The sequence below is a fragment of the Novosphingobium sp. MMS21-SN21R genome, assembly GCF_031846015.1.
Lineage (GTDB): Bacteria > Pseudomonadota > Alphaproteobacteria > Sphingomonadales > Sphingomonadaceae > Novosphingobium.
Genome location: NZ_JAVRDU010000003.1, coordinates 111,170 through 127,843 on the forward strand (window position 1 = coordinate 111,170; position 16,674 = coordinate 127,843).

Annotated in this window: 19 protein-coding genes; 17 read left to right on the plus strand and 2 right to left on the minus strand. The window is 63.6% G+C overall.

From position 1 onward, the window contains the following. Window positions 1–69: 69 nt before the first annotated feature. The 10 genes from RM192_RS16720 (at window position 70) to RM192_RS16765 (ending at window position 7,964) form a co-directional block, all read left to right on the plus strand. Complete coding sequence (locus RM192_RS16720; protein WP_311508767.1) at window positions 70–858, plus strand: NAD(P)-dependent oxidoreductase; 789 nt, start codon at window positions 70–72, stop codon at window positions 856–858. Window positions 859–873: 15 nt separating this feature from the next. Further along, window positions 874–1,299, plus strand: coding sequence for a nuclear transport factor 2 family protein (locus RM192_RS16725; protein ID WP_311508768.1), 426 nt, complete (start codon window positions 874–876; stop codon window positions 1,297–1,299). Next, window positions 1,296–2,354 carry a hypothetical protein gene (locus tag RM192_RS16730; RefSeq protein WP_311508769.1) on the plus strand — a complete coding sequence of 353 codons (1,059 nt, stop codon included), beginning with the start codon at window positions 1,296–1,298 and terminating at the stop codon, window positions 2,352–2,354. The genes RM192_RS16725 and RM192_RS16730 overlap by 4 nt, the downstream gene beginning before the upstream one ends. 54 nt (window positions 2,355–2,408) lie before the next feature. Further along, window positions 2,409–3,635 (plus strand): cytochrome P450, encoded by a 1,227-nt coding sequence (locus tag RM192_RS16735; protein WP_311508770.1) that lies wholly within the window; start codon window positions 2,409–2,411, stop codon window positions 3,633–3,635. Window positions 3,636–3,751: 116 nt separating this feature from the next. Beyond that, entirely contained in the window at window positions 3,752–4,915 is a 1,164-nt protein-coding gene (locus RM192_RS16740; protein ID WP_311508771.1) for an acyl-CoA dehydrogenase family protein, read from the plus strand. Continuing rightward, window positions 4,915–5,373 (plus strand): hypothetical protein, encoded by a 459-nt coding sequence (locus RM192_RS16745; RefSeq protein ID WP_311508772.1) that lies wholly within the window; start codon window positions 4,915–4,917, stop codon window positions 5,371–5,373. The genes RM192_RS16740 and RM192_RS16745 overlap by 1 nt, the downstream gene beginning before the upstream one ends. Next, window positions 5,370–5,765 (plus strand): MaoC/PaaZ C-terminal domain-containing protein, encoded by a 396-nt coding sequence (locus RM192_RS16750; protein ID WP_311508773.1) that lies wholly within the window; start codon window positions 5,370–5,372, stop codon window positions 5,763–5,765. Before RM192_RS16745 ends, RM192_RS16750 begins: the two co-directional genes overlap by 4 nt. 14 nt (window positions 5,766–5,779) lie before the next feature. Beyond that, window positions 5,780–6,340, plus strand: a complete 561-nt coding sequence (locus RM192_RS16755; protein WP_311508774.1) for a VOC family protein — start codon at window positions 5,780–5,782, stop codon at window positions 6,338–6,340. A 17-nt stretch (window positions 6,341–6,357) separates the two neighbouring features. Beyond that, entirely contained in the window at window positions 6,358–7,209 is an 852-nt protein-coding gene (locus RM192_RS16760; protein ID WP_311508775.1) for an alpha/beta hydrolase, read from the plus strand. After that, a complete protein-coding gene (locus tag RM192_RS16765) occupies window positions 7,206–7,964 on the plus strand; it encodes an SDR family oxidoreductase (protein ID WP_311508776.1) in 759 nt (252 codons plus the stop codon). Before RM192_RS16760 ends, RM192_RS16765 begins: the two co-directional genes overlap by 4 nt. 3 nt (window positions 7,965–7,967) lie before the next feature. On the opposite strand, the gene RM192_RS16770 is transcribed toward RM192_RS16765, so the two are convergent. Further along, entirely contained in the window at window positions 7,968–8,816 is an 849-nt protein-coding gene (locus RM192_RS16770) for a metal-dependent hydrolase (protein ID WP_311508778.1), read from the minus strand. Window positions 8,817–9,125: 309 nt separating this feature from the next. Here RM192_RS16770 and RM192_RS16775 point away from each other — a divergent pair, with 309 nt between their 5' ends. From RM192_RS16775 to RM192_RS16805, 7 genes are all read left to right on the plus strand, one after another. Further along, window positions 9,126–10,202, plus strand: a complete 1,077-nt coding sequence (locus RM192_RS16775) for an LLM class flavin-dependent oxidoreductase (protein WP_311508779.1) — start codon at window positions 9,126–9,128, stop codon at window positions 10,200–10,202. 106 nt (window positions 10,203–10,308) lie between these two features. Further along, complete coding sequence (locus RM192_RS16780) at window positions 10,309–10,656, plus strand: hypothetical protein (RefSeq protein ID WP_311508780.1); 348 nt, start codon at window positions 10,309–10,311, stop codon at window positions 10,654–10,656. Then, window positions 10,653–11,000, plus strand: coding sequence for a hypothetical protein (locus RM192_RS16785; protein WP_311508782.1), 348 nt, complete (start codon window positions 10,653–10,655; stop codon window positions 10,998–11,000). Before RM192_RS16780 ends, RM192_RS16785 begins: the two co-directional genes overlap by 4 nt. Window positions 11,001–11,069: 69 nt before the next feature. Further along, entirely contained in the window at window positions 11,070–12,335 is a 1,266-nt protein-coding gene (locus RM192_RS16790) for an aromatic ring-hydroxylating dioxygenase subunit alpha (protein ID WP_311508783.1), read from the plus strand. A gap of 99 nt (window positions 12,336–12,434) precedes the next feature. Beyond that, window positions 12,435–13,598 (plus strand): sulfotransferase, encoded by a 1,164-nt coding sequence (locus tag RM192_RS16795; RefSeq protein ID WP_311508784.1) that lies wholly within the window; start codon window positions 12,435–12,437, stop codon window positions 13,596–13,598. Further along, window positions 13,585–14,772 (plus strand): DUF1214 domain-containing protein, encoded by a 1,188-nt coding sequence (locus RM192_RS16800; RefSeq protein WP_311508785.1) that lies wholly within the window; start codon window positions 13,585–13,587, stop codon window positions 14,770–14,772. Before RM192_RS16795 ends, RM192_RS16800 begins: the two co-directional genes overlap by 14 nt. 13 nt (window positions 14,773–14,785) lie before the next feature. After that, window positions 14,786–15,595, plus strand: coding sequence for an SDR family oxidoreductase (locus RM192_RS16805; RefSeq protein WP_311508786.1), 810 nt, complete (start codon window positions 14,786–14,788; stop codon window positions 15,593–15,595). Window positions 15,596–15,729: 134 nt separating this feature from the next. Here the strand turns inward: RM192_RS16805 and RM192_RS16810 are convergent, their stop codons facing one another. Continuing rightward, the gene (locus tag RM192_RS16810; protein WP_311508787.1) at window positions 15,730–16,650 is read right to left on the minus strand and encodes a zinc-binding dehydrogenase; all 921 of its coding nucleotides are present in this window, start codon (window positions 16,648–16,650) and stop codon (window positions 15,730–15,732) included. Window positions 16,651–16,674 lie beyond the last annotated feature (24 nt).

The window sequence follows — 16,674 nt, forward strand, 5'->3', positions numbered from 1 at the left end:
GGCCGTGCGCCGCCGGGTGCCGCAATCCACGATCCAAAGGGCTGTAGTGGCCGCGCGAGAGGATCGACGATGAAGGTTGCATGGATTGGGCTCGGCCAGATGGGCCTGCCGACGGCTAAGGCAGTTGCGGCCGGTGGCCATGAGGTTCGCGCGTTCGATGTGAAGGCGCCATCTGCCGAAGACGCACAGGGCCTGACGTTGGTCGGTTCACCGCGCGAAGCCGCGCAGGATGCCGATCTGGTGTGCCTTGCTGTATTTTCCGACGATCAGGTTGCCGATGTGCTGACCGGCCCGGAAGGCGTGATCGATCTGCTGAAGCCCGGCGCCATCGTGGCAGTGTTCACCACCGGAAGCATCGAATCGATCCAGGGTATCGCTGCCAGCGTGCCCGCAGGCATCGCCATCCTGGATACCTGCTTCAGCCGGAAGCAGTCGGAAATGGCGTCCGGCAAGCTGACCTTGCTGGTCGGCGGCGACGCCGATGCCATCGAGCGCGGACGCCCGGTGTTCGATACATTTGCGCGCGAGATCTTTCACGTGGGCGGCAGTGGCGCTGGCCGTGCGATCAAGCTGGTCAACAACATCCTCTTCGCCGGGCACCTGCAACTGGCGTCCGATGCCATGAATCTTGCCGAAAGCCTGGGACTGGAGCGGGCTTCCACCGCCACCGCGTTGATCCAGTGCAGCGGCGCAAGCGATGTGCTGCCCTGGTTCGCCGGAGACAGCTGGAGCGCGATGCTGGAGACGGCGCGCCGCTACATGGTCAAGGATGTGGCCGCTGCGATCGATGCGGGCCAATCGGCAGGTGCCGAGATCCCGGCGCTGGCCGCGGCAACCGCGACATATCTCGCCAAGTAAGCAGGAGGGAATGCCATGAGCACCACCGCCGAAACCCATGACGCGCAGGCCCTTGCCGACCGCAACCGCGCAATTGTGATCCGTCTGATGGGCGCGCTCGACAAGTCGGACGTGGATACCATTCGCGCGATCATGGCGCCGGATGTGGACTGGTATGTGTCTGGCGTCGGCACGCTCGACCTCGATACGCTGCTGACCCAGTTGCAGGCGATGCTCGGCGTGGCCAAAGTGGCGCAGACGACGATCATCGCAACCACCGCCGAAGGCGAGCGGGTGGCGGTGGAATCGCGCGGCAACTTCGAATTCGAGGATGGCCGGACCTACCGCAACCACTACCACCACTTGTTCACGGTGCGCGATGACCGCGTGGTGGGCGTGCGCGAATATCTCGATCTGCATGAGACCGAGCGCGCATTCGGCCCGCTGGGTGCCAGCGCTTGAGCGCAGGTGCGCCCGCGGCCACCGCAGCGATGCAGGGCGGCGGTTTCTACAACCGCCACTCGGGGCTGCAGGCGGCCAATCTCGGCTCTGCGCTGCCTCTGCTGGTCGCGGCAGCGGGCGAGGTTGCGTCTGATTCAACCACTATCGGCATTGCGGATTATGGCGCATCGCAGGGGCGCAATTCGATGGCGCCGATGGGTGCCGCGATTGACGCAGTGCGCGCACGAACCGGGCCGGAATGCCCGATCATCGTGAGCCATATCGATCTGCCGTCCAACGATTTTGCATCGCTGTTCACGCTGCTGGATGAAGACCCGATAAGCTATCTGGCGGGGCGGGCGGAGGTCTATCCCGTCGCCATTGGCCGTTCGCACTATGGCCCGGTGCTGCCGCGCGGCAGTGTCGATCTGGGGTGGAGTTCCAACGCGCTGCACTGGATGAGCCGCAACCCTTGCGCGGTGCCCGATCATGGCTGGGGCGTGTTCAGCGCCGATGCTGCCGTGCGCAATGCGGTCGATGCGCAGCTTGATGCGGACTGGACGAATTTTCTGCGGGCGCGCTCGCACGAGTTGCGGCGCGGCGGGCGGCTGATCTGCCAGTTCATGGGGCGGGGCGAGGACAGCCACGGCTTTGAATGGATGGCTGGCGCGTTCTGGCAAAGCTGGGTGGATGTGGCCGATGCTGGCCTTGTGACTCATGCCGAACTGGCGCGGATTTCTGCGCCATCGGCAGGGCGGTCTGTCGCGCAGATCGAAGCGCCATTCCGCGATGGCCGGATTTCCGGGCTGAAGCTGGTCGATGCCGCTCTTGTGCCGACACCCGATCCATACTTCGATCTCTACGAGCAGAGCGGCGACGCTGTGCAACTGGGGCAGATGTGGGCGAACATGATGCGCGCGGCCAATGGCCCGAGCTTTGCCGCTGCGCTCGATGCCGGGCGGGATCGCGCGCATGTGCTGGATGCCGTGACCGAGCGCCTTGCTGCCCGCATCGCCGCCGATCCGCAGCGCAACCGGTCATACAACGTGATCGTGGTGGTTGAAGCGGCGGGCTGAACTTCGCGCAGGAGTCCCCTGCGCAGACCTTGAACGACCTTGGGAGAAATCGAGATGGCATTTGCATTTCCGGAACCGGTGATTCCCGATCACGTCCCTGGCGATCTCGTCCGGCCGTTCCCGTTCGTGTTCGGCATGACCACCGATCAGGACCCGTTCAATGTGCTGGCAGCTTCGGTCCATAAAGGGCCGGACCTGATCTATGCGCCGCACGCCTATCCGGGTGGTTCGCCTGCGTGGATCCCGCGCCGCATGGAGGACATGCGCGCGATCTACCTCGATACCGACCACTTCACCACACACGACTTTTCGCCGTTCTCGAAGCTGACCGGCGGCACATGGATCAACTCGCCGGTCGAGCTCGATCCTCCGGCGCACGGACCGTTCCGCCAGATGGTGAACCCCGCGTTCACGCCCAAGGCGATGGCCGCGCTGGAAGGCAAGATCCGCGAATATGCCATCGAATACATCGACGGTTTCGCGGCGCGCGGATCGTGCGAATTCATGGGTGACTTCGCGTTCGAATTCCCGATCAAGGTGTTCATGGAACTGATGGGGCTGCCGCATGACCGGGTGGCCGAATTCATGGAGTGGGAAATGAACCTGCTCCACAATCACGACCTGTCCAAGATCGCCGACGCCACCCGGAAGGTCGTGGCCTACCTCAGCGCGGAGATCGACGACCGCCGGGCAAATCCGCGCAATGACCTGATCAGCTTTGGCGTGGCGGGGCAGATCGAGGGTCGGCCGCTCACGCAGGACGAACTGGTCGGATTCATGTTCAATCTGTTCATCGGCGGGCTGGATACGGTTTCGACCAACATGGGCCTGCAGTTCTGGCATCTGGCGACCCATCCCGAAGACCAGGCTGCTCTTCGCGCCAACCCGGCAGAAATCCCCCACGCCATCGACGAACTGATGCGCGCGTATGGGGCCGTGACCACCTTCCGCACCTGCAAGAAGGAAACGACGATCCGGGGCGTGACGATCAAGCCCGGCGACAAGGTGGCGATGTCCACCACGCTGGCTGGCCGCGATCCTGCCGAGTTCGACAATCCGGGCAAAGTCGATTTCAGCCGTCGCCCGCGCCATGTAGGCTTCGGCTTCGGGATTCACACTTGCGTCGGCATGCATCTGGCGCGGCGCGAACTGCGGATTGCGATGGAGGAGTTCCTCGCGCGGATTCCGCCGTTCACGCTGGAGCCGGGCCATACGGTGACCTGTCATATGGGCATGATCCAGCCGGTCGCCCTGCCGCTGGTGTGGAAGCCTGCTGCCTGAGCATTCGGGCGGGCACCACCCTGTCCTGAAGGGATTCCGCGTTCCTGCCATAGGATAGGTTGCAGTCAACCTGCCACGCCTAAAGCCAATGTCCGAGCAGGAGCAGAAGCAGAGCCATGGATTTTTCGCTTTCCGAAGAGCAGCAGGCATTCAAGGACATCGTGCATCGCTGGGTCGAGGCCGAGTGCCCGAAGGACTGGATGCGCAAGCTTGAGGCGGACGAGGAGAATTACCCCTATCCGCTGTGGGACAAACTGAAGGAGCAGGGCTTCTTCGGCATCGGCATTCCCGAGGAATGGGGTGGCCTTGGCGGCGACGTGGTCATGCAGATGATCTTCGCGCGCGAGTTTGCCCGCACCGCAGGCGGCTTGCTGTGGACCTGGGGTCTAACCTCGTTCGGCGGGGCCAAGACGATCACGGCGGTCGGCAGCGAAGAGCAGAAGCAGCGCTGGTTGCCGGCGATGGCATCGGGCGATTTGCGCGTCTCGCTCTCGATGACCGAGCCTGATGGCGGCACCGACGTGCTGGGCGCGATGAAAACGCACGCCGAAAAGGTCGATGGCGGCTGGAAGCTGAACGGCGCGAAGATGTGGACGACCGGTGCTAAGGCGGCAGACCGCCTGCTGGTGCTGGCCCGCACCGACGCGAACGTCGAAAAGAAGCACCACGGCCTGACGATGTTCTTCGTCGATGCCAAGTCGCCCGGCATCACCTCGTCGCTGTTGCCCAAGCTGGGCATGCGCGCGATGGGATCGTGCGAAGTGCATTACGAAAACGTGTTCGTGCCCGATGAGGACGTGCTCGGCACGCCGGGACAGGCCTGGTATGCAATGCTGCCCACGCTCAACAACGAGCGCATCATGGTCGGCGCACAGTGCCTCGGCGCGATCGACGGCGTGCTCGAAGATGCCGTAGCCTACATGAAGCAGCGCACCGCGTTTGGCGGGATCATCGGACGGTTCCAGATCCTGCAGCACTATGTCGCCGATATCGCCACGTGGCAGAAGACCACCGAACTGCTGCTCTACTACGTCGCGCAGCTTCAGGCCGAGGGCAAGCCCTGCGGGATCGAGGCGAACATGCTCAAGATGGTCGCCACCGAAAACGCGGTGAAGGCGGCGGACCTCGGCATCCAGATCATGGGCGGCATGGGGTATTCGGCGGAAACCGACATGCAGCGCTACTGGCGGGATCACCGCATCCTGCGCATGACGCCGATTTCCAACGAGATGGTGCGCAATTCCATCGCCGAAAGCTTCGGCCTGCCGAGGTCGTATTGATGAGCGACGAAGCCGAATTCCCGCCCGCTCCGCAAGTTGCGGGAACCTCGCTCGACGGGACGAAGATCTTCACCGTTTCGGCCGAGGAAAACGAGCGCCTTTGCCGCTCGGTTGGGGTTGCGCCAGCCGCTGATGGCACGGCGCATCCGGTATGGTATTACGTCGCCACGCAAGTCGCGATGGGCAAGACCGTGGCCGGCGTGTGCGAAACATGCGAGTTCGATGTCGAGGACGGCCCGATGATGGGCTCGTCGGGCGTGCGTTTTTCCGGGCCGATCATGGTCGGCCAGCCCTACAAGGTCGGCGGCGAAATCCTCAGCCTCGTGCGCAAGAAGAGCCGCAAGCTGGGCGTGATGGACGTGCTGACCTATCGTTTGCGCCTGCATCCCGCTGAGGGCGGCGACGCCATTCTGGAAACCGACAATGTCTGGGTTCTGCCGCGAAAGGAACTCGCATGAACTACGCAGTTGGTGATGCCATCGCGCCGTTCACGATTCCCAGCGTGAGCGCGGACGCGATGAAGGATTGGGCGGTGTTTCTGGCCGACCCCAATCCGATCCATCTCGATGTCGAAGTGGTCAAGGCCAAGGGTCTGGGCGACCGAGTGATCAACCAGGGCCCGATCAATGTGGCCTACATGATGAACATGCTGATGGCGGCCTTTCCGGGTGGCACGATCGAGGCGATGGATTCGCGTTTCCTCGATAACGTCTATGGCGGCGACAAGGCCGTTGCCAGCGGCAGGATCACGGCGGTTGACGGCAACCGCATCGATTGCGAATTCAGTCTGGATATCGAAGGTCGCGGCACCGTGAATGCCGGGACCGCGACGATCAGGCTCAACGCTTAACAGGAGAGAAGACAATGCCCAGCGGACCTTTTGCCCATGTTTGCATGGTCGTGCGCGATCTCGACAAGGCCATCGTGGACTGGACCAAGATCCTGCGCGTGCTCGACCCGGCGCAGCTTGACCAGCGCATCGTCAAGTATGACGAATTTTCGAGCGGTGACGACGCCGGGATGAAGTGGGCGACTTTCGTCAACGATCACGGCACCGAAATCCAGTTCATTCAGCCTGCACCCGGCACCCCCATGGGCCGGCGTCTCGACAAGGTGGGTGAGCATGTCCACCACTTGTGCTTTGCCACCGACGACGTTCCCGGTGCGATGGAAAAGCTGCGCGCCGAAGGGCTCGACCTTCCGGGTGAAGGCACCACTTACAACGATCCCGACATGACCTGGCAGAAATGGAGCTGGGTCGGCGCCAAGAGCACGCATGGCTGCCTGATCGAAGTCGCCAGCCCCTATGAGAGCCGAAACGACGGCAAGTGGCACCACGCCCCTGAGAAGTTTGCCTATAAGGGTCCGGGCGAGCATCCGATCTTTGCCGAGATCGCACCGCCGCTCGCCACTGCGGCCGAATAATCGCGCGAACCTTTGCAATGAGTGCACCGGCGCGGGCCGTAGTCGAACTTCCCGGCGACGGCCTGACGCTGCGTGCGGACGTTTATGGCCCGCACGCAGGGCCGCCGGTGCTGTTCTTTCATGGCGGCGGACAAAGCCGCCGGTCATGGAGCGGCGCGGCGAGCAGCATCGCTGCGGCGGGCTACCGCGCCTATACCGTCGATCTGCGCGGCCATGGGACCAGCGACTGGGCAGCGGACGGCGATTATCTGCTCGACGCATTCGGGCGCGATGTCGCGGCCTTGCTCGATTTCTTTGACCGACCGGCCGCACTGGTCGGCGCATCGCGCGGTGGGCAATCCGCGCTGGTTGGCGCGTCACGCCGTCCTGGCAAAGCCGCGCTGGTGATGCTGGCCGACGTTGCGCCGCTCTTGCGCGATGAGGGCGTCGACGATTTCCGCGATTTCTTCATCGCCAGCGCGGCGGGCTTCGCTACAGTCGATGCCGCCGCCGATACCCTCGCCGAGCACCTTGGCCTGCCCCGCAAGAGCGACGTGTCGGGCCTTGTAAAGACCATGCGGCAGGGCGATGATGGGCGCCTCTACTGGCAATGGGACCCACTGACCGTGTCGCCCGAATTTCTCAACCCGCCGTCCGAAGGCCTTGCGCTGCAAGACGCCGCCGCCCGGATCACGGACCCGGTCGTGCTCGTGCGCGCCGAACTGTCCACCATTGTCACCGACGAAGGCGAGGCACTGTTCCGGCAATTGACGCCGCAGCTTGACGTGGTTCTGGCCAAGGGCGTGGGCCACATGGTCACCGGCGACCGCAACGATGTGTTTGCCGAGACCCTGCTCGATTACCTCGCGCTTTACAGCCCCGTGGCATGAGCGGTCCGGCGTCTTCGCGCACCGCGCTGGTGGTCGGCGGCTCGGGCGGGCTTGGTGCGGCTATTTGCCGCGCGCTTGCCAGCGAATGGGGGCGGGTTGCAGTGGGTTACCGGTCGGGCCTGCAAGCAGCGCAAGACCTTGCCGCAGAACTTGGCGGCAAGAGCGCTACCGTGCATTGCGATCTGAGCGATGCGGCCAGCGTGGTGTCAGCCATTGCGGCCGCGAATACCGCAGACCTGCCGCTGGGAGCGATCGTGTTTGCAGGCGGCGTGGCCATCGAGCAGCCGTTTGTCAGCACGATAGCAGAGGCGCAGTGGCGGCAGGTGATCGAGGTCGAGCTGATCGGGTTCACCCGTGTCGTTGCGGCCGCGATCCCGGTGTTGCGCGCCAGTGGCGGGGGGTCGATCACGGCGATCTCGTCTGTGGCGAATTACACTTATCCGCCGGGCGATGCGCTGTCGTCGGTGCCCAAGGCCGCGATTGAATCGCTGTGCCGCGCGGTTGCCAAGGAAGAGGGCCGCTCGGGCATTCGCGCCAATGCGGTTGCGCCGGGGATCATTGATGCCGGGCTGGGGGCGCAGTTCCTTGCGGATCTCTATTCGCCTGAAGTCTGGAACGTGCAGCGCCAGCGCATTGCCCTGCGCCGCTTCGGATCGGCGGAAGAGATTGCCGATGCCGCAGCGTTCCTCGCGTCAGACCGCGCACGCTACATCACCGGCCAGACGCTGATCGTCGATGGCGGGTTCAGCCTCTAACGCTCAGGCGGCGATGTCCGCTACCGGGCCGCGATCGTAGCGGGCTTCGAATTCAGCCAGATAGGCGCGATAGCCCCTGGGCTCACGACGCTTGGCCGGATCGTAGAACGGCGAGCAGATCTTCAGGAAATTGCTGATGAAGTGGCGGCCCATGACCTTGCGGGCGACTTTGTCGCGCGCCAGCGATTGTGTCACTTCGTCCGGCGTCATGGTTGCGCGGTCATGGCCGAGCAGCTTTTTCGACACCATCAGCTGGAAGCGGCCAAGGTGGACGATGGCGTAGAAATAGCCGTAGAGGCGGTAGAAATAGGCGAGGACCGGGTGAAGGCCACTCAACTCGTGGTAGACGTCCGAGCAGACGGTGCGGTGCTCGAACTCCTCGGCCAGATGCCAGCGCCACATGTTGGTCGGCTCGGGGTCGGCCTGTTCGAGCAGCTCGTTGTAGTCCTCGAAATAGAGCACGCAGGCGGTGGCGCTGAGCGATTCGAAGCCTTCGCTGTAGGCCAGGTTGAAACGCAGTGACTTCTTGGCGAGGAAGCGGGCGAAGGTGGCTTCGAATTTCGCTTCGATGGGTTTGAGCAGTTCATAGCCAAGGTCGTGCATCCGCCGGTTGAACGCGATGTGCTGGCGGCAGTGCTGCATTTCCTGCTTGATGAAAATGTCGAGATCGCGGTGCATGTCGGTCTTGGCCGGATCAATCTTCTTCTTGGCCTGCATCATCACCTTGAGCAGGTAGGGTTCGATATAAGCCGGGATCAGCGACGCAGCATTGGCGCGCTGTGCAAATTCCAGATTGGGCGCCCAATGCGCGCGCAGGTTCGAAAAATCGAACTTGGGGAACCGTGCCTTCATCCTGCATCCTCGCATGGCGGGCGATATCGCGCGCCGCTTGTCCCGGCTTTGATCGGGTTGGGAGCAATCTACCCGGATCATGCATGAAATTCAATCGCACTTGACGGAGCGTCAGGCAATGGGACCCTTTTGCCATGGTTTCCGCATTTTCCGGCCTTGGGAATCAGGCCTGCTGAGCCAGAAGGTGGACGCGTCGTCCAATGATCGCCAATGCGCGCCATATTGTGCATGATCTTTTGATCGTGCATGATGCGGGCATAAGTTCAGGTCAGTGGCCCTGCCAGAAAAGCATAATCGAGGAGCGGAAGCATGAAAGTGTCCTACCTTTGCATGACCGGTTACGACGGTCCCGCGCCGGGTATCGAGATCTGGCCAGCCTCGCCCGAGTTCTGCAAGCCGGAAGTGGCGACTGGGTCCTACGCACGCTACCTTGAAATGGTGGAAGCGGCCGAAGCGCTGGGCTTTGACTGGGTGAGCGTATCGGAACACCACTACGCGCCCTATCAGATGACCCCGAACCCGATGATCATGGCCTCGGCCATCATACAGCGCACCAGGAAAGTGCGCGTGGCGCTGCTCGGCCCGCTGGTGCCGCTGAACAATCCGGTGCGACTGGCCGAAGAAGTGGCAATGCTCGACGCGTTGAGCGACGGGCGGCTCGAGGTGCTGTTCCTGCGCGGCACGCCAAACGAGCACAAGACCTATGACACCGATGCCGAACTGACCAAGAAGATGACCCAGGAGGGTATCGACCTGATCCTGAAGGCCTGGACCAGCGAGAAGCCCTTCGCGTGGGAGGGCGAGCAATACCAGTTCAACACGATCTCGGTCTGGCCGCACATCACGCAAGTGCCGCATCCGCCGGTGTTCGGATCGGGCAACAGCGAAGATTCGGTGGTGTTCGCGGCCAAGCGCCGGATCGGCATCGCGTTCTCGTTTGCCGCGCCCGAGACGGTGAAGGGCTGGATCGACCTCTATCGTGCGGAATGTGCGAAGGAAGGCTGGGAGCCAACGCCCGCGCACGTGATCTATCGCGGCATCGCCTATTGTGCGCCAACCGACGAGCAGGCGACCGGCGACATGTACGCCTATTTCGGCAAGCAGGCCGAAGAGTCGAGCAAGCTGCAATCGGCCACGCTGGGCGGCCCGCCGGTGCTGGATCTGGTGGCCAAGCCCTATTTCGTAGGCAGCCCGGAAACGCTGATCGAGAAGTTCCGCGTGCTCCGCGATATCGGCGTCGGGGTGTGCGACCTGCCGTTCGTGGTGGGCACGCCCGACCAGCAGCGCGCCTCGCTTGAACTGTTCGGCCGCGAAGTGCTCCCCGTGGTGCAAAGTTGGGACATGGCACGCTTTCCCGAGGCGCTACAGGCCGAGGCCGCCGAATAGGACGCTGCGTCAAGGAAACCGCCTTCGATGTCGCCGCGCGCTCGTGCATAACCGCAACGGGCTGGCGGCGACGCAGGCACCCTGAAATTGCTTGGGAGAGCACCACGTGACCGAAACGCTGACCCTGCCTGACGGGTTTGCCGATCTTGCACCGTTCGCTGCGGTGTGGGGCAAGCTGGAATCGCAGGAAGAACGCTACCTTCAGCGCCAGCATTGCACGATGAAGCAGCTCAAGGCATTCTATGACGCAACCGCCCCCCGGCTGAACGCCATCTTCGATCATCTCGATCGGTTCCCGATGGACGGACTGCCCGAGCCCGAGGCGCTGCTCTACCGGACCGCGCTGGGCCTGACCGAGGCGGCGATGGCGGTCGAAGTGTTCGGCCAGCCTTGCGTCCCCTACGCGCCATTTCCCCACAAGATGGCGATCAAGTGGAGCGAATACCTGCCATGAGCCATGTAGCGCTGCCCGAACAGTTTGCGTTCCTCCAGCCTTTCGTGGCGAGCTGGGGCGACCTCAGGACGCAGGACGAGCGCTATCTCAGGCGCCAGCAATTGCCGCAGGGCGAGCTTGAAGCCTTCCATGCGGCGCTTGCGCACCGGCTTGAGGACGTGTTCGTCCATCTTGATCAGTTCGATCCGCGCGCGCTGCCTGAATCCGAAGCGCTGCTCTTCCGGGTGGTGCTGGGGCTGACCGAAGCGAGCCAGGCGGTCGAGATTTTCGGGCAGCCGCGCGTGCCGCATGCCCCCTATCCCCACGGCGTTACGATGGACTGGGCGGGCTTTCAGCCGCACTGATCGCCAGCCTGCAACCGCCAGCCTGCAACCGGGAGACGGCCCTCGCCAAGAACGGGTGCCGGATATGACATGACCGACCTCAGTGAACACATGACCAAGGCGCGCGATCTCGGGCTGGAGAATGGCCGGGTTCCGGTGGAATACTATACCTCGCCCGAATATTTCCGGCGCGAACAGGACATGATCTTCCGCCGCGCGTGGCTGATGGTTGGCCGGGTGGACGAAGTGCCGGAACCGGGCGATTACATCGTCCGCGAGGTGCCACCGCTGAAGGCCAATGTGATCATCGCGCGGGGCAAGGACGGCGAGGTCCGCGCATTCCACAACGCCTGTTCGCATCGCGGCGTTGCGCTGGTGTGCCAGGACAAGGGCAACGCGCTGACCTTCCGCTGCCCTTACCACGCCTGGACCTACCGCATCGACGGATCGCTGAGCGCTATTCCCGGCGAACAGGATTTCCCCCATGTGGACAAGGCGACAAGCGGCCTTGCGCCGGTGCATCTCGATACCTGGGCGGGCTTCATCTTCCTGAACTTTGCCGAGGAGCCGGAAGCCACGCTGACCGAGTTTCTGGCCGGGCTCGACGTGTTGCTGGACGGCGCGCCTTTCGGCGATTTTCCGTTCTGCGTGCGCGTGACCGACGAGATCGACTGCAACTGGAAGAACCTCGTCAATGCCTTCAACGAGGGCTATCATGTGGCTATCCTGCACAACAAGACCCTGCGCGCGGCGGTGGTGCCGAAGGATAATCCGCACCTGCATTACCTCGATGTAAAGCAGTTCGGGCCGCACAGCGCAGGGACGGTGCCGCGCAACTTCGACTACGATCCGCAGGCTCCCGCGCTGACCTGGGTCTATGCCCAGATGCTGCCGACCTCCGCGCCCGATCTTGAGGCGATCAAGCAAGGGCGCGCCGGGTTTTACGAACACCCCGGCATCAACCGGCTGAAGATCCCCAACTTCGGGACCGAAACGATCACGATCTTCCCGAACATCTCGATCCAGCCGCTGGCCAACGGTTATCTGTTCTATCAATTCTGGCCGATTTCGGCAGGCCGGATGCGCACCGAAGTGCGGATCTACAGCCGCCACGCGCCGCGCACCCTGCGCGAGGAATATGCCATGGCGAGCACGCTGGCGGCCACGCGCGACGTGGTGGTCGAAGACATGGCGATGTCACGCCTGCAGCAGATCGGGTTCGAATCCGGCGGCAAGACATACCAGCAGTTCGGCCAGAACGAACCCTTGCTGCGCATGTTCACGCGCGATTACGAGGCCTATCTCGCGGGCGGCGGAATGACGCCGTTCCCGGTGCAGGCCGCCGCCGCCGAATAGGCCGCGCGCCCGAAGCCGCGATCCTGACCGGTCGTGCGATAGGTTTTGCTCTCGCCGGGGCGGGGCACCCTTCGCGCGACGCAAAAAGGATCTGACTTCATGGCCACGCTGGCTGAAACCGACATCTCGAAGCTGAACGCAGACGCGCTGCTCGATCAATACCCACTGCCCGAATACTTGCGCGAGAACGTGCGGCCGGGGCTGGAGATGCTGCTGCGTTCGGGCGCTGAGATGACCGATCTCAATGCCAATGGGCGTGCCCGGCTGCTGTTCGGCATCCATGACGATCTGGGCCGGTTGAAGCAGATTGCCGACGACCGCGCGCGCTATCCCGAAATAGCCGACGTGGAAATCCGTGAACCGCTGTTCATCGTCGGCCTGCCGCGCTGCGGCACCAGCGTGCTGCACGCGCTGCTGAATGAAGACCCTGATGTGCGCGCGCCACTGCAGTGGGAAATTGCCTACCCTTCGCCCCCGCCCGAACGCGCCACCGAAAAGACCGATCCTCGCATTGCGAAATACGATGCCTATCTGTGGGAATCGTTCGGCGGCGATCCCAAGGAATTGCTCAAAGGCCATCCGCTCGGCGCGATGATCCCGCAGGAATGCGGATCGTTCATGACCAGTTCGTTCCAGAGCAGCAACGTGTGCATGCTGCAGAATCTGCCGCGCTTCTACGAATGGTTTCAGGGCGTTGACGCCACCTTCCGCTATGAAGTGCACAAGATGTGGCTGCAACAGCTCAGCTGGAAGAACCCGCGCAAGCACTGGGTCCTCAAGATTCAGGAGCACATGTACAAGATGCGCGAATTGCGGACGGTGTATCCCGACGCGATATTCATTCAGCCGCACCGTGATCCCACGCAGGTCGTCGCGTCGATATCGCAGCTGATGTACGTGATCCGCAGCCCCGCTTATGACGAGCCGGGCAAGGACAAGATCGGCCAGGAATTCCTGAACCTGTGGTCGGACGGAATCGAGGCGATGATGAACTATCGCGCCGCCAACCCGGACCTGCCGATCCACGACATGCGCTTCAAGGACCTGATCACCGATCCGGTGGGCACAATTCGCAAGGCCTATGCCCAGTTCGGGCGGGAGCTGTCGGACGAGGGCGCGGCCAGCGTGCTGCAATGGCTGGCGGAGAACCCCGCCGACAAGCACGGCAAGCGCAGCTACAGCCTTGAGGAGTTCGGACTGGACGAACAGACCGTGCGCAATCGGTTTGCCCGCTATACGGAGACATACCGTGACTTCGTCTGAGGCCGCAGCCCTGCCGCAGTGGTCCGATTACCTCGGACTTCTGGCCAAGGCCGAGGGCGTGCTCGACCTGTTGGCGGACCCCACCGATCCGCTGGCGCGGCAGGAAGCCTATCGCCTGATGTTCATGGCGCTGGCGGCAGGTTTTCAGAGCACCTTCGTCGATCCCGATCACCCCGAGTTCACCTGCGCGGTCAGCAATGTGATGAACAGCGTCGGGGTCAATCCCGACTTCATCTATGGCTCGGCCTCGATCCGCGGTGACGGAGCCTACCGACTGAGCGGCAAACGCGGCGGCGGCGTGTTCGTGCTATTCGATATCAACGCAGGCTCGATCGGCGTGCTCGATGCGTTCGGGCCGTCGGTCGGCTTCATCGATCTCGATGAATGCACATTGGGGCCGGACGGAAGCTTCGACATCCTGATCAGCGCGGAAAGGCCCGAAGGCCACACCGGCGACTGGGTGAAACTGGACCCGCGCGCCTGCAACATCGCGGTGCGCCGCGCCTACTACAACTGGGGCGCGGAAGAAGAAGCCAGGATCGCGATCGAGCGCGTGGACCGGCCAATCGGCCCGGTTCGGCTTGATGCGGCGGAAATTGCACGACGGCTGACCGCGCTTTCGGGCTTTGTCGAACGTTATGTCGGTTTCGCCATGGGTTATGGCGCAAGGCAGCGCGCGCAAGGCGTGGTCAACCGGCTGGAGCATGACGACTGGGCCGGGCGCGGCGGGCTATCGGGCCAGCACTACTATCAGGGCATCTTCGCGCTCGAACCCGGACAGGCGATGATCCTTGAAACCGATGTGCCCGAGACGGTGCGGTACTGGAACATCCAGCTCAACGATCCGCTGTGGAACTCGATCGAATGGTTCAACCGCCAGAGCAGCCTTAACGCCGCCCAAGCCAAGCTGGACAGCGACGGGATGTTCCGCGCGGTGATTGCGCTGGAAGATCCGGGCGTGCCCAACTGGCTCGATCCCGGTGGCCACCTGACCGGATCGCTGATGCTGCGCTGGACGCAGGCGAACTATGGGCCGGTGCCGACCCTGACGATTGTCGATGCGGCCAGCGTGCGCGATCACCTTCCGGCCGACACCCCGGTGGTGAGGCCCGAGGAACGCCAGCAGGTGTTGCGGCGGCGTCTGCGCGGCTCGCAATGGCGGCACCGCTGGTAAAAGGACAAGCCTGATGGACCTTGGCATTTCCGGGCGGCGCGCGCTGATTGCCGGATCGAGCAGCGGGATCGGCGCAGCGATTGCTGCCGCCCTGGCGCGCGAGGGCGTGGAGGTGCTCGTCCACGGTCGCAACCGCGAGAGCGCACAGGGGGTATGCGACGCGATTGTGGCGGCGGGTGGCAATGCTGGCGTGCTGCTCGCCTCGCTGGATGATCCTGCGGACGTTGCCGCTTTGGCGCATGCCGCACTGGCCACCGGTCCGGTCGATATCCTGATCAATTGCGCCGGCGCGGCGTCGGATTCGCACCGATGGTTCGATGGCCCGGCGGACGCGTGGCAGCGCCAGTTCCAGACCTCGACGTTTTACGCCGTGCAACTGATTCAGGCTTTGGTGCCCTCGATGCGCCTGCGAGGCTGGGGGCGCGTGCTGAACGTGAGCAGCGGAGCGGCCTATCGCGCGATGGTCAACCATCCCGAATATGCGGCGGCCAAGCTGGCGCTGCATTCGATGACCGCATCATTGTCCGCCGAACTGGGCGATAGCGGCGTGCTGGTGAATACGCTGGTTTCCGGCCCGGTGTTGACGCCCAATACGCAGGCTTCGATCGACAAGAGCGCTGCTGCGCATGGCTTTACCGAAACCGGGTCCGCGCGCGAGGCCCGGGTGATCGCTGAAGTGTGGCGGGCGAGCATTCCCTTGGCGCGGATGGGCCGGGTGGAAGAACTGGCCGACGCCGCGTGCTTCCTAGTATCGGAACGCGCGTCCTACATCACCGGCGCGGCCTTGCGCGTCGATGGGGGTTCGGTCGGCGCGATCGCCTGAAAAGTGCGCTCCGCTGGAACGTTATATTTCTGCTCCCCCGCGAAGGCGGGGGCCTCAGGCCTTGGTGCGCAACCTCATGAGGCCCCCGCTTTCGCGGCGGGGCAGAGTAGTTCAGCGTATGGCAGGATTCGCAATCAGCGCTGGATCACGATCTTGGCATGCGGGCTGCCCGCTTGCGCGGTCCACGCCTGATCCGCCTGTTCGAACGGATAGACGGCGGTGTCCACAACCAGCGCGCCACTTGCGGCCATGGTCATCAATCGGTCGAATGCGGCGCGGCGTTCGGCGGCGGGGCGCTGCCCTGTGCCAACGCCGATGTGGCTGCGGAACACCAGATCGCGCAACGAGAGCGTGACCGTCTGGCCCGCCTGCACGCCGATGCTCATCATCCGTGCGCCGGGGCGGGTGGCGCGCATTGCGGCCTCTGCCGGGGGTCCGTAGATCACATCAAGCACGACATCGAAGCCGCCATTGGACGCGGCCTTGAGCGCTGCTTCATCGTCGCCATTGCCGAGTTGCACCGTGTCATCAGCCCAGCCGCGCGCCTTGAGTGCGGCGAGTTTGTCAGCGCTGCGTGCTGCCGCAACGACATGGCCTGCGCCCATCGCGCGTGCGAGTTGCAGCGCGATCTGCCCCACCGGGCCAGTGGCGCCAAGGATAAGAACGTTGTCGGCCGCCTGAATGCGCGCCTCTTCCATCGGAATGAGCGCGCCGGTGCCTGAAATGGCGAGCGCGATGACCTGATCGTCCGCCAGTTGCGCGGGGAAGGGCCAGACTTCGGCGTCAGCGACCAGCGTCTGCTCTGCCATCGCACCGAAGGGTGCGATGCTGTGGCCGAAGTAGACGCGCGTGCCATCCGCCAGAGTGCCGACGCCTTCACCGCCGGGGACATATGGACCGGTCACCGGAAAGAAAAATCCCTTCGCCCGCATCAGGTCGGTCGGGCCGATCCCGGCGGCGGTGACGGTGATAAGCTGTGCGCCTGCGGCGCCTTGCGGCGCTGCGTGTTCGGCAAGCGTGAAGCTGCCATCGGGCGCGATGATTGCGGCTTTCATCAGCGGAAATTCCTGACCTGAAAG